Genomic DNA, 13,665 nt, shown 5'->3' with positions numbered 1-13,665 from the left:
CCGTCACACTTCGTGGCGGACGCTCAGCGTGAGGCCGCCGTCGACCACGAGAGTCGTACCCGTGACGTACGCTGCCTCGTCGGAGACGAGATAGAGAACCGCGTACCCATGGTCCCGTGGTTCCGCCCACCGCCCTGCGGGGATCTTTTCCCGCGTGTGCTCGCGGCTCTCCTCGGTCGTGGCTTGCTCGATCAGCGGAGTCAGCGTGCCGCCGGGACAGAGCGCGTTCACTCGGATCCCATCGTCTCCGAGGTCCCAGGCCATGTGCTTCGTAAGACCGATCACACCCCACTTTGACGCGGTGTAGTTTGCTGGTCCTTCGTAGCTGAGATTCAGACCGGCGATCGAGGCGACGTTTACGATACGACCGTCATCCTGCGCGGCCATGGCTGGGACGATCTCTGAGGAGACGTTGTACATGCCGGTCAGGTTGACGTCGAGAACCCCCTGCCATTCGTCCGGGGAGAGTTCTCCAAACGATTCGCCCTCTGCGACGCCCGCGTTGTTGACGAGCACGTCGACAGAATCGAACTCCTCGAGCGTCGCGTCCGTGAGCGCCGCGGCGTCCTTGCGGGAGGTCACGTCGCAAGTCACCGCTAGTGCCTCGGTGCTCTCCCGTCGGAGTTCGGCCGCCGCTTTCTCGGCTTTCTCCCCGTTCACGTCCGCGATGACGACGTTCGCGCCGTTTTCGCCCAGTACATCCGCGATGCTCCGTCCGATTCCCTGTGCCGCTCCGGTGACTATGGCCGTCTTGCCGTCGATTCGGAAAGCCATACGAACGAACGCGCTCACAAGGATTATAAAGCTGTGGTCGTGAAGCGGACCTAAACGCTACACGATGCGGTCGATGGCGGAGTTGATCTCGGCGGCGCCGGACAGCACCTCGTCTTTAAGAGGCGGGCTGAACGGGATCAGCGTGTCGGAGACACACACGCGCGGGATGGGCACGTCCAGCAAGTAGATTTTCCTTTCGGTCACTCGGGAAGCCACCTCGGCGCGGAGACCATAGGAGTGTGGGCTCTCGTCGTTGACAACGAGCCGGCTGGTCTTGCGGACGCTCGCTGCGATCGTATCGACGTCGAACGGCGACAGCGACTGCGGATCGATGACCTCAACGTTGACTTCCAGGCGGTCCTCGGCGGCGTCCAAGGCTTTGCTAGCAGCTGTGTCGCGGCGACACTCATGTCTGCTCCTTCGCGGAGAATCTGCGCTTCGCCGATGAGTATCGTGAAGGCGGGGGCCGGCCTGCTTGTAGATGGTCTTGTTCTCGAAGAAGACGACCGGGTCATCGGATCGGATGGCTCGTCTTCGTGAGTCCCTTCGCACCGTAGGGTCTCGCGGGCACGACCGCTTTCAAACCCGGAAGGTGCACGACGAGCAAGTGAACTGTATTGGAGCGCTGGGCCGAGGCGTTGAGGCCGGCACCTTCGACGTCACGCACGGTCAGCGGGCCTCGGAGGTGTCACCAAACATGTACTGCGTATTCCCGACCTGGTTCATGATAAGATCGAAGTAGACGCAGATGAAGTCTGCGAAGCTGATGTTCTTGACAGGGCAGATTCCGGTGACCACCGTGCCGACATAGGCGGCTTCGTTGGTTGGCGTGTCCCGGACTCTGTCACGCCCGAACTCCTCGGAAAGGTCAGCGGTCACCTCGAAGGAACCACCGCTCTCCTCGTCTTGCCCCATCAGGAAACCGTCGTCGCCGCGGGTAAGTTCCTCGCGGAGCGCCTCTCGCAGCGAACGCGTGTGGCCGGCTGAATTGGCATGGCGCTCGCGGTGGCTCCCCCAGCCGAATTCATCACAGATGAAATATAAATATATGGTTTTATAATACCAACTAGGATACAATGACGTTCATAGATTATGATTCAGAGGGTCGTCAGTAGATGCTCCATCCGCCATCGACGACGAAGATCTCCCCGGTGACGTACGATGCTGCGGAGCTCGCAAGAAAGAGCACCGCCGGCGCGATCTCGTCGGCATCGGCGACTCGGTCTATCGGAATCGGCTTCACGAGCGATCCCTCGTCGGCCATTTTCTCTGCGTGCTCGGCGTTGCCTGTAATCGACGTCACGGTCCGCCCCGGCGCGATGGCGTTGACGCGAATCCCATCGTCGACCAGTTCCATCGCCGCGCTTCGAGTTATCATTCCGACGGCGCCCTTGCTCATGTTGTAGAGGAGTTGGTCAGGCAACGCCGTGTCGTATCTGATCGAGGCTGTGTTGATGATCGACCCACCGCTGCCGCGCGCTTGTATATCGTTGGCCGCCACCTGACATCCGAAGAGGACGCCTTTCGTGTTGACGCAGGCGACGTGTTCGTAATCCTCGACGGTAACCTCCCGCACCGATCCAGACCGGTGGATGCCGGCGTTGTTCACCATGACGTCGACGCCGCCGTACTCGCGGGCTGCCTCGATCACCGTAGCGAGGTCCTCGGGGTTCGAGACATCCGTTTCGACGAAAGCCGCTCGACCGCCGTCGTCCTCGATCGACTCGTGGGTCGGCACCGTCTCGGTCGGCGCCTTCGGTTTGGCTCGGAGGTCGGCGTTGATCACGGTCGCTCCCGCCGCGCCAAACTGGGTCGCGATGGCCCGACCGATGCCGGAACTGCCGCCCGTGACTACGGCGACCTTTCCGTTAAAATCGAATGTTATGCCATCCATGGAACGTACGTTTGCCGCAGCCAGATAAATCTAGGGTCGACCATTCGTGCGTTCGAGAGCCTCGACGGTGTCGGTTCCTACGTTCGAAAGTTCCGATCCTATCGTCAAGAGTTACTGAGTCACAATGTGTGGGCTTACAATATGGTGGAGATACTTCACACGATCACCCGCGTCGACGATTCCCATCGCGATAAGATCGTCGTCGCCGCCAGCCACCGGAACGAGTACGCGCCGGGTACCGCACGGTCAAGGCCGGGGTCCGCGGGTGATCCTGAACGACGCCGTCGTCGTCGGGGATCGAGCGAGAATCGGGCCACTGTCGCTGCTCGACGAACACTCCCGTCCCTACGTAATGGTTGCCAACACGAGCGTACGAATCGGCGACGGGGACGACTGCTGCCGGCAGGGACAGATCAGCCACATAAATGAAACGACGACCGCTCTCGGCTGTAAACCCGACCAGTCGACCAGCGAGTGCACGTCGTTGATGGTGGCGGCTGACCCGCCGGAGACGGATCTGCTGGGATACGGACAGATGCGACACCTCCTTCGAGGCGGCGACGGCGACCTGTCTGGGCGCTCGATTCTGTTTCCATGCTCTGGACGGACGGACGATCGCGCCGACGTCGTCGTAACCGGGAGCCACGGCGGGAGACTCCCGGACGAGGAGCGCCACGGATCCTACGTCTCCGCTGACGTGGCGGGCATCACGTTCAACGACGTTGGTTTCGGCGCCGACGGCGCAGGCGTGAGCCGCCTTCCGAACCTCGCCGATCGGGATATCCCCTCGGTCGCCGTCGACAATCGCAGCGCCAAATCGGGGAGGCTCTGTCCTCGTGGCGAACAGGGCACGTCAGCACGATGAACGATTCTGCCCGCGAACTCCGTGTCGATCCCGGAGACTCCTGTCAGCCGTTCGCCGACGCCGTTTAGAATTTATCACGTAGCGTCAACGGTTGGGCGCTTGATTACCGCGTCGGACCTTGTCAGGAGCGCTCGGAGACGCGGGGTGACCGCCGTATCTCGATTCTTGTCGAGCGTGCGCTGAGACTTGCTCAAACCGAACGGCGAATCGACCCGGTAGAGAGGAACTGCCCCGATTAGAGATCTCGCGGACGACGGAGGGGACTCTCGTGGCACTTGAAATCGGATCAAGCCGGTTTCTCCGATTCCAAACTCCTGTTACACAATGAGGAATATTTATGTAGAATACGTGCCATGGTAGAACACGCCATGTCACAAGCAAAGGAAGCAAAGCACCCAATCAAATCGTCAAGGACCACCTTCCGAATCGTGGAGGCACTGAAAGAACTTGACGGGGCGGGCATCACGGAGGTAGCTAACCACCTAAACCTCTCGAAGAGCAGCGTCCATAATTATCTCGACACCCTCCGCCACGAGGGATACGTTATGAAGCATGGCCAGCAGTACCACGTCGGGCTCAAATTCTTAGAATTGGGCGCGTACGCTCGACGCCGACGGAAGTTATTCGAAATCAGTAAACCCGAAGTCGAACGGTTGGCCGATGAGACGGGGGAGGTCGTCAACCTCCTGGTCGAGGAACAAGGAAAGGGGATCTACCTCTGTCGGGAAAAGGGGACGAAGGCCGTGAAGCTGGATACTTCGACCGGGATGTTCGTCCACCTCCACCAGACTGCCTTCGGAAAGGCGATCATGGCGTACATGGATCGAGAACAAGTGGAGTCGATCATTGACCGCCACGGACTGCCGGCGAGAACCGACAACACAATCACTGATCGCAAGGAATTGTTCGAGGAACTCAACCGGATCCACGAGCAGGGGTACGCACTCGACATGGAAGAGTATCTCGACGGACTTCAGGGCGTGGCGGTACCGATCCTGAACAACGGTACAACCGTCGAAGGAGCGATCAGTATCGCCGGCCCGAGTTGTCGGATGCGGGGCGAACGGCTAGAAGAGACGCTCCCCCGAAAAATACAGAACGCCGTGAATGTAATTGAGCTTAACATAACACATTCCTGACTGTACTGGCGGAACCGCGGGCTTCTTTTCGAACCGTTGACCGAACTCAATCTCCGTAGATTCCCTCAGCTGACCGACGCTAACGGCAGATGCGGCTCGCGAACCAAGATTTCTTCATTGTCCAACGGATGATCACCATTAGTGAACATCATGCATGGCGGGTTACCGATACAGGAATCTAGCTTATGACTCTACGTTTGTAATGACCGTTCGATTGAGGGGGATGCAGACGGTAACGTCCCATTCCTACGCCGATGGCCGAGTGATTCGGAGCTGAACGTCGTGACGACGTTCTAATTATTACTTCTCCATGCTCAGGGAAATTATCCAATGCCGAACGCTACCGTTCAGGAGTTCACCGTCGTCCAGGTGCGGCCGAGTCCTGCACGCGGCGCGGGGCCAGCACTTTGTGATCTCGGTCGCCGTTGACATGGCAACCGATCATACGCGTATAGAATCCTTGCGCCAGATGAGATGACGACTCGCGAGAGCGGTCGAGTCATGCGGGCGGGAGCAACGGCAGCATCTACGTCTCCCGACGCCGTGACCACTTTCCCAACGTTTTATTATTCGCGCCGCCACCACTAGGTCTGATAACACATGCCAAATGAGCGCGTGGAGGCGATGTACTGGATTGAGACCCCATCCGGCGTCGCGGACGCGGCAGAGGCCATGGCCGACGAGCAGTCCTCCGGAACCTTCGTCGATGTGCCGGGAGAGACCAACGAGTTGCGCGAGCGCCACGGAGCGACGGTCGAACGTATCGAGGAACGCGGATCGACCGAGCAGCCGTCGCTGCCGGGATCGATATCACCGTCCAACGCCCAGTCGCCGACGTACACCCAGGCAGAAGTAGTCATCTCGTATCCACTCGCGAACATTGGAGCGTCTCTTCCGAACCTCCTTACGACGGTCGGGGGAAACCTGTTCGAACTTCAGGAGCTCTCGGGGATTCGTCTCGTCGATGTCGATGTTCCGGATTCGCTGGCCCGCGAGTATCCAGGCCCACAGTTCGGCATCGACAGGACGCGCGAGATACTCGACGTGTGGGAGCGTCCGATCATCGGAACGATCATCAAGCCGAACGTGGGGTTGAGCCCCGAAGAAACGGCCGATAGGGTTGAAACCGTCGTCGAAGCAGGCGTGGATTTCGTCAAGGACGACGAACTTCTCGCGAATCCGCCGTACTCACCGGTCGAAGACAGAATCGTCGAAGTGATGTCGGTCGTAGACGCCCACCGCGATCGAACTGGAACGGAAGTGATGTACGCGTGTAACATCACCGGCGATGTCGACGAGATGCTGGAACTGTCTGATTGCATCACCGATGCGGGCGGTAACTGTGTAATGGTGAGCGTCAACAGCGTCGGACTGGCCGGCGTGAGGAAACTTCGGCGTGAGTGTGATCTCCCAATTCACGGGCACCGAAACGGCTGGGGAGGCCTCTCGCGGTGCCCACAGCTCGGGTTCGACTACGGGGTCTTCCAGAAACTCTATCGCCTCGCCGGCGTCGATCACCTCCACGTCAACGGCCTTCGAAACAAGTTCGCTGAGTCGAACGAGTCGGTCGTCGCGTCGGCGCAAGCCTGCCAGACGCCGATCGTTGACGAGGACGATACCGCGATGCCGGTGTTTTCCTCGCGTCAGTGGGCGGGGCAGGCCCACGACACGTACGAGGCGCTTGGAAATACGGACCTCATGTATCTCGCCGGAGGTGGGATTCTGGGTCATCCGGACGGCCCCGCCGCAGGCGTCGCCCACATCCGTCAAGGATGGGACGCCGCACTACGCGGCGTTCCCCTGGAGGAGTATGCACAGACCTGCGAAGAACTCGCGACGGCGATCGAATACTACGAACGATGACTGACAACTTGCTACTAGCGTACTACGGCGACGACTACACCGGTTCCACGGACGCGCTTGAGGCGCTCAGCCGACACGGAGTCCGGACCGCGCTCTTTCTCGAACCTCCAGGGTCCGACGATCTCACCGGTCGCTTCGCCGACCTACAGGCGATCGGCGTCGCGGGAGAGAGCCGGTCAATGACGCCTGTGGAGATGGACGTGCATCTGCGGGAGACGTTCAAGGCGATTGAGGACCTTGATCCGACCTTGTTCCAGTACAAGGTTTGCTCGACGTTCGATTCAGCGCCGGATCGGGGGAGCATCGGCCGCGCGATCGATATCGGCCAGGACGTTTTTGACTCGTCATTCGTTCCTGTCGTCGTCGGGGTGCCCCCGATGGAACCGCAAGGAAGGTACGTCGTCTTCGGGAACCTCTTCGCGACGGTCGACGACGAGACCTATCGGCTGGACCGACACCCGACGATGCGAACGCACCCAGCCACCCCCATGACCGAGAGCGACCTCGCTCGTCACCTCGGAGAACAGACCGACCGGTCGATCACCGGGGTCACAGTTATCGATGTGGATCACGGCGTTGAGGGCGCGCGGCGCGCAGTCCGGAAAGCGCAAGAGGACGGAGAAATCGTGATCTTCGACACGTTAACCGACGATCACCTCGCAACTCTCGGACGAGTCATCTGGGAGCGCACCACGAACGGCGGGGGAATGACGTTCGGAGTCGGTTCGTCCGGCTTTGACTACGCCTTAGGGGCGTACTGGCAGGATGTCGGCCTCGCATTCAACCGCGTCGGCGACGCTCAGGTCCCCGAGGTTGATTCGCTCGTCGTTATTTCGGGGAGTGCCTCGCCCGTCACCGCAGAGCAGATCGAGTGGGCCCTCGACCACGGATACGCGGACATCAAGCTCGACACGACCGCTCTAATCGATCCAGACAAGGCCGACGACGAGGGAGCCAACGCAATCAGACGCGCGACCGAGGCCATACGGAAACACCGAGGGACGATCCTCTACACGGCTCGCGGGCCCGACGATCCCGCCATCGAGGAGACGCGAGCGGAAGCCAAGGACCTTGGTATCCCTCCCGAAGCTGTCGCCCGGCGGATCGGACGACAACAGGGGCGACTACTCCGAGAATTTCTCGAGCGGACGGATACCTCGCGGGTCTGCATCGCCGGCGGCGACACTAGCAGTTACGCTACACCGGCGCTCGATGTGTACGCCGTCGAGATGATTGCCCCGATCTTCCCTGGGGCGCCGCTCTGTCGCGCGAGCGCCCGCACGGGACAGTTCGACGGACTGGAGATTGCCCTGAAAGGCGGTCAGATCGGCGACGAAAAGTACTTCGAGCGGGTTCGCCGATGCGTTCCAAACTCCGAACAACGGCGCCTCAAGTAACGGGTTTCCACGCAAAGTGACCGTGGAGACTCCGAATCTCACATCGGCTAGCGGCGCGTGTCCAATGCGTCCACCGACGACTCTGCGGCGTTTCGAACGCGTAGTTGGTTGCGCCTGAGGTGTCCGCGTGGACGGCGTGCAATACTGCACTTGGAGTATTTAACTGACGGGGCGTTTTTTGAACCAGCAGAACTCTTATTCGGTTGTAGATGGACATTTACGTATCGCATGCCATCTGTTGACATAGGTGAGCCAGACGGTCGACGTCACGCCCTTCGCCAGATGCTGACGATTAGAGAGTTCGAAAAGGCCGTACTCAAGAATTTCGCCGACGGGGAGATTCCCGGGTTCGTGCATCTCTATATTGGGCAGGAAGCGGTTGGAGTCGGCGCGTGCTGCGCGCTCGAACGCGATGACTATGTGACAAGCACTCATCGCGGACACGGTCATTGTCTTGCAAAGGGCCTTGACCTTAATCGACTTATGGCTGAACTCTACGGTCGTGAAACAGGGTGCTGCGAGGGAAAAGGTGGATCAATGCACGCTGCATCGCTCAGCGACGGGTTACTCGGCGCCCAACCTATCGTCGGCGCAGGGGTCCCACTCGCCACCGGGGCGGCGCTCACAGCAGAGATACGCGACAAAGACTGGGTTGGACTCTCATTCCTCGGCGACGGGGCAGTTGCCGAAGGGCAAGTACATGAATCCATCAACCTCGCTGCTACGTGGAATCTTCCCGCCGTCTATCTTGTCGAAAATAATCTCTACTCTGAGGGGATGAGTTTTGAGAAGCAGCACAACATCGATGATTTGGCCGATGGTGCGGCGGCATACGGCATTCCTAGCGTTATTGTCGACGGAATGGACGTTACTGCGGTGTACGATGCCGTCTCTACCGCTCGTGAACGCGCCGCCGCGGGCGACGGTCCTACCTTCATCGAGGCAAAGACCTACCGGTTCCGTGGACATTATGAGGGTGATCCTGAATCCTATCGGAGCGAAGAGGAGGTAAACGAGTGGCGAGAAAACCGGGATCCAATAGACACATTTGCAGCGCAACTCCGTGAAGAGAGGAATTTAACCGGTGCGGCGTATGCTAATATGCGCAGTGAAGTGGTTGCCGAAGTTGAGGATGCTGTCACATACGCACGCAACCAGACATTCCCCAATCCTGAATGTGCCTACGACGATGTATTCGTCGAAGGGAGCTCCGACATTGACTACTTCCGAAATCAACGCAGAGCAGAAAAAACTCTTACAGAGGTGATGATGTATGAGTGACGTGACTGAATTGACAGAAGAATTAACGATCCGCGAGGCGCTCCGGACTGCTATCCGTGAGGAACTCATGGCTAATGATGAGGTCTTTCTCATGGGACAGGACGAGGAGGACGGCGGCTCGTTTGAGATCACGATGGGGCTCTTCGAGGAGTTCGGCCGGGGCCGTGTGCGGGACACGCCAATCAGTGAAACCGCCCAAGTAGGTGCCGGCGTTGGAGCAGCCGCTACAGGTTTGCGACCAATTGTGAATTTGAGTTTTGCGGACTTCATCGCTATTTGTTTCGAGCCGCTGATGAATCAAGCTGGGAAGATGCGATATATGTTCGGAGGGGCAACGAAGGTGCCTCTGACTGTGCGTGCCATTGAGGGGGCGGGCCTAAGCGCAGCTGCCCAGCACTCCAGTACCGTCCACACGCTCATTGCACACTTGCCGGGCATTAAGGCTGTCGCCCCCGGTACTGCACGTAGCTCAAAGGGGCTCATGAAGGCAGCTATCCGATCGGATGATCCAATCGTATTCTTCGAGAATAAAACCATCTACAACCGTGAAGGTGAGGTGCCAAAAGACAAGGAATTCACGATTCCGCTTGGCCAGGCTCAGATTGTTCGCAAAGACAATGATATTACCGTCGTAGCCACGCAACGCCTGCTCGGTGACGCCATCGGCGTGGCCGACAAAATGGAGGCTATCGACATTGAGGTGATCGACCCGCAGACGCTCTCGCCGCTTGACACAGCGACCATCGTCAAGAGCGTCGAGAAGACTGGACGGTTGGTTGTAGCCGACGAAAGTCCGCTCTCGTATGGGTTACACGGCGAGATCATCTCGCGTGTGACTGAGTCAGCGTTCTTCTCACTCGACGCACCTCCACAACGTATCGGAGTACCAGACACGCCTATTCCGTTTAGTCCACCACTCGAAGATGAGGTACTGCCAGGTACGAGCGAACTCACCGCAGCCATTGAACGGACATTCTAACACGAGTATGGCTCGCCCCGCCACATAGAAATAGAGTTATATCTCTCCTATATGAGCGGCAATCTCATAGACAAATCAGTGATAGTGACGGACGCAGCTCAGCCATCCCTTCATCCCGGGGTAAGACTCTGCATTGTCTGCCAAGTCGACGGAGGTCCCCAGCAGGGAGTTCGCTGACGCTGTACTGCCCTGAACCTTTCGGTTACTGGCCTCCGTGGCTTACCGATGGTGTCGACGAATCATCGCCCTCTCCCTGGTGTATAGTAACACTTTTTGTTCGGTGGTGACGTGCCATTGTATGGCAAATAAACTAGTTGGTTTCGTAGGCCTTGGAATTATGGGAAAGCCGATGGCGGAGAATCTCCTTGAAGGTGGCTATCCCGTCGTTGGATACAACCGCTCCCCTGAGCCTATCGATAACCTCGTGTCTTTAGGAGCCGATCGGGCAGAAACACCCCAGGAGGTAGGGGAACGCGCGGATATAACGATTACCTGCCTTTCTGATTCGGAGGTCGTAGAGGCACTCATTCTTGGTGACGACGGTATCATCCACGGCGTGACGGCCGGAGACACCGTCGTAGATATGTCAACTATCAGGCCAACCGTGGCCAAGCAGATTGCAGACCGCCTCGCTGAGAAGGGAGTTTCGATGCTAGATGCCCCTATAAGTGGGGGCGAGGAGGGTGCCATCGACGGCACGCTGTCCATCATGATCGGTGGAAGCGAAGAGACGTTCGAAGAACACCGGGATGTTTTCGAGACAGTGGGCGAGACTCTCACCCATTGCGGCACCAATGGGGCCGGGCAAGTTGCAAAGGCCTGCAACCAGATCGTGGTCTCTGTCACGATGGAGGCCATCAGCGAGGCACTGGTGTTCGCCAAGAAGGCGGGGGCCGATCTCGAAGCCGTCGTCGATGCTATAAGTGGCGGAGCCGCGGGGTGCTGGGCACTGGATAATCGGGCACCGCGGATGATCCGTGGAAACTTTAACCCGGGTTTCTTCGCCGCTTACCAGTACAAGGATCTCCGAATCGCCACGGACGCAGGCGAGGCCTATGGATCACCGATGCCAGCAACAGAACTCACCCATGAAATGTACAAATCGATGGAAGAGATTGGGCTGGGGCGTGACGATACCTCTGGCGTTATTCAGGTGCTCGAGCGTCTTGCTGGGACTGAGGCACGCATCGAAGAATAAGAGATACAACAGACGGATCACGATTTGCGACCTTTAACCCGAGCGTGAAGATCCCTTGACTACGGAGATCAATCTCAAAGTTCGCAACGATGGAAGGACTAAATTAGATGATCTTCGTAGGGAGGGGACCGTCCTAAGCTCACATCTACTTGTAATGGTTGATAACGTCCTTCAACCGCATCTAGGTCACCGACCCAGACATAGACGTTGAAAGACCGTCGTAACGCGCCGTCTGATATGCTAGATGATAGTGAAGTATCTCTGCATCTCTTGTAGTGTGCCGTTCCCCGCCAGATCGCCGAGGGAAGGCTTGTGAGACTCCCTCAGGAGTCTCTCTGATGGGACGGTCGTGTCGGCGCGGGTACAGTGAGCAGACGATCGCCACCGCGGCCGATCCAGACGGAAGTTTGGTACTCACGGTGGGGTTGCGTTCGAACGCGTCCGCCCTTAGATTCCCGCCTATAAGAGAAATGTCGATTTCAACGACGGACTGACCGCCGGAGATCGACGGTCGAATCCGGACGTCGGCCGCGCAGCGTCCGTGCGTTCGTTTTTCGAGACTGACCGTTTACTAATGACGAAACAAGGACGAGAAGCCTGCATCCTGGAGCGCAATCAAAGGGTGAGAATTCGATGATGACGTGCGGACCACTTCCCCTGTTCGGCCTACATAGATCAACACGGTACCAGCGGCAAGGACCCATGCGGTGAATCACTCCTCCGCGCGTCAATGGACGATCCAAACGCTCAGGCCGCTTGCGCCATACGTTTACATATCTATCTTTGTAACTCCCTGGACGGGGGAAATTTCGCTATGGATAACACCAGGTCTTATTTATCGAATCAACGGAAAGCGTGACGCGGACGGTCGCTCGTCAGCTCGGGAAGCAATCGTGCGGATATCGTGCAGAAGACCGTCAAGCGATCGTTGGTTCGCCGCAGTCCGGATGGCGGGATGTCCGTTGGTCCGTCGCTCAGTCGACGCAACAAAGTCCGAATTATCCTCAACCGGAAGCGTCCTTGCCGCTTCGGTCGTCGGAACGGATATGTCCGACTCTGTACTCCATCAGGGTCGTGCTCTCGCCTTAGACTTTCGTTCAGATAGATGTCAGTGGTCAAGCCCTCCCTCAATCTCCCCGAGGGTCGGGACGCGGTAATTCGTCCGGCGGCAGTAGTGTTTACTGGTGTTTTCGCGATCGAACGGGACTCGGCCGCGATTCGGATCCTGTCCCAAAATGTAAGTTTACAAACGTTTGTGAGGGTTCCCCATGCATGGCCTCGCAGCAGACTGGGCGGATTGCGTGTCTGAACGGTCCGAAGAGCGTGGAACTGAAGGAGTTTGCGGTACCGTCGCCGGACCCCAACGCCGTCGTGACCGAGATCGTGCGGGCGAACGTCTGCGGGTCGGAAGTCCACATCTGGAAGGGCGGACATCCCCACATCAATGAGGGACCGCCCGGGCACGAGGCACTGTGTCGGATCGCGGAGCTGGGCGAGAACGTCGAGACCGACAACGCCGGCCAGCCCGTGGCAAAGGGCGACCTCATCGTTCCGGCCTACTTCACGACGTTCGGGCGTGTCCCCGGTGCGGCGAGGGCGAATTCCGGCTCTGCGAGCACGCCTACGACCACTGGTCCGAGGCGGCCGAGACCCCGCCGCACTTCCACGGAACGTTCGCCTCCCACTACTACGTCTCCCCCGACTAGTTCTTTTACAGGGTGCCCGATCAAGTCGACGAGGTTGCGGTTGCGAGCGTGAACTGCGCCCTCTCGCAGGTACTCTGCGGCCTCGACAAGGTCGGCGCCGATTGGACCGATACCGTGGTAATCCAAGGTGCCCGCGGACTCGGGCTCAACGCCATCGCGGCCGTGAAAGAGCGGGGCGGAACCGCCATCGTCATCGACCCCGTGCCGGGGCGACTCGACCTGGCCGAACGGTTCGGGCCGACCACACCGTCGGGTTCGACGGCTATGAGACGGTCGAGGACCGGGTCGAACGCGTCCGGGAACTCACCGACGGCCGGGGGGCCGATGTCGCCGTCGAGGTCGCGGGCGTCCCGGACGCCTTCGTGAAAGGGATCGAACTCCTCCGGACCGACGGGAGGTACCTCGAGATGGGCAACATCATTCCCGGCCGCCCAACCGAGGTCGACCCCGCGAAGATAACCCGAGAGTCCATCAACGTGATCTCGTGTATGCGCTACGACCCCTGGTACCTCCGGAGGTCGATCGAGTTCATCGCCGACGTCGGCGACGATTACCCATTCTCCGCGATG

General features: G+C 59.0%; 12 protein-coding genes and 1 pseudogene. 9 read left to right on the top strand and 4 right to left on the bottom strand.

What is annotated here, in order from left to right; all coding sequences use genetic code 11:
• Positions 1–3: 3 nt before the first annotated feature.
• The 4 genes from CNO20_RS10980 to CNO20_RS10970 form a co-directional block, all read right to left on the bottom strand.
• Positions 4–792, bottom strand: coding sequence for an SDR family NAD(P)-dependent oxidoreductase (locus CNO20_RS10980; RefSeq protein ID WP_143423200.1), 789 nt, complete (start codon positions 790–792; stop codon positions 4–6).
• 39 nt (positions 793–831) lie between these two features.
• The gene (locus CNO20_RS23360; RefSeq protein ID WP_199174810.1) at positions 832–1,149 is read right to left on the bottom strand and encodes a transketolase C-terminal domain-containing protein; all 318 of its coding nucleotides are present in this window, start codon (positions 1,147–1,149) and stop codon (positions 832–834) included.
• A gap of 294 nt (positions 1,150–1,443) precedes the next feature.
• Entirely contained in the window at positions 1,444–1,689 is a 246-nt protein-coding gene (locus tag CNO20_RS24215; protein ID WP_233204134.1) for a hypothetical protein, read from the bottom strand.
• A gap of 193 nt (positions 1,690–1,882) precedes the next feature.
• Complete coding sequence (locus CNO20_RS10970; RefSeq protein WP_101296149.1) at positions 1,883–2,668, bottom strand: SDR family NAD(P)-dependent oxidoreductase; 786 nt, start codon at positions 2,666–2,668, stop codon at positions 1,883–1,885.
• A gap of 265 nt (positions 2,669–2,933) precedes the next feature.
• Here CNO20_RS10970 and CNO20_RS10965 point away from each other — a divergent pair, with 265 nt between their 5' ends.
• The 9 genes and pseudogenes from CNO20_RS10965 to CNO20_RS24355 all read left to right on the top strand — a co-directional run.
• Positions 2,934–3,533: a hypothetical protein gene (locus CNO20_RS10965; protein ID WP_101296148.1), complete on the top strand. Its 600-nt coding sequence runs from the start codon at positions 2,934–2,936 to the stop codon at positions 3,531–3,533.
• Between the two features lie 353 nt (positions 3,534–3,886).
• Positions 3,887–4,672 carry an IclR family transcriptional regulator gene (locus CNO20_RS10960; RefSeq protein ID WP_233204132.1) on the top strand — a complete coding sequence of 262 codons (786 nt, stop codon included), beginning with the start codon at positions 3,887–3,889 and terminating at the stop codon, positions 4,670–4,672.
• Positions 4,673–5,272: 600 nt separating this feature from the next.
• The gene (locus CNO20_RS10955; protein WP_101296147.1) at positions 5,273–6,535 is read left to right on the top strand and encodes a ribulose-bisphosphate carboxylase large subunit family protein; all 1,263 of its coding nucleotides are present in this window, start codon (positions 5,273–5,275) and stop codon (positions 6,533–6,535) included.
• Positions 6,532–7,932 (top strand): four-carbon acid sugar kinase family protein, encoded by a 1,401-nt coding sequence (locus CNO20_RS10950; RefSeq protein WP_158237406.1) that lies wholly within the window; start codon positions 6,532–6,534, stop codon positions 7,930–7,932. The genes CNO20_RS10955 and CNO20_RS10950 overlap by 4 nt, the downstream gene beginning before the upstream one ends.
• 228 nt (positions 7,933–8,160) lie before the next feature.
• Positions 8,161–9,213 (top strand): thiamine pyrophosphate-dependent dehydrogenase E1 component subunit alpha, encoded by a 1,053-nt coding sequence (locus CNO20_RS10945; protein WP_101296145.1) that lies wholly within the window; start codon positions 8,161–8,163, stop codon positions 9,211–9,213.
• A complete protein-coding gene (locus CNO20_RS10940) occupies positions 9,206–10,192 on the top strand; it encodes an alpha-ketoacid dehydrogenase subunit beta (RefSeq protein ID WP_101296144.1) in 987 nt (328 codons plus the stop codon). Before CNO20_RS10945 ends, CNO20_RS10940 begins: the two co-directional genes overlap by 8 nt.
• 298 nt (positions 10,193–10,490) lie before the next feature.
• Positions 10,491–11,390, top strand: a complete 900-nt coding sequence (locus CNO20_RS10935) for an NAD(P)-dependent oxidoreductase (protein ID WP_101296143.1) — start codon at positions 10,491–10,493, stop codon at positions 11,388–11,390.
• A 1,272-nt stretch (positions 11,391–12,662) separates the two neighbouring features.
• Positions 12,663–13,148 (top strand): alcohol dehydrogenase catalytic domain-containing protein, encoded by a 486-nt coding sequence (locus tag CNO20_RS23350; protein ID WP_199174808.1) that lies wholly within the window; start codon positions 12,663–12,665, stop codon positions 13,146–13,148.
• 49 nt (positions 13,149–13,197) lie between these two features.
• Positions 13,198–13,572: pseudogene (locus CNO20_RS24355) on the top strand (zinc-binding dehydrogenase); the annotation flags it as partial.
• Positions 13,573–13,665: the final 93 nt, after the last annotated feature.

Source organism: Halegenticoccus soli (assembly GCF_002844195.1).
Taxonomy (GTDB): Archaea; Halobacteriota; Halobacteria; order Halobacteriales; family Haloferacaceae; genus Halegenticoccus; species Halegenticoccus soli.
Note: the sequence above shows the minus strand (reverse complement) of the source record. Positions and strands in the feature narration are given on the sequence as shown.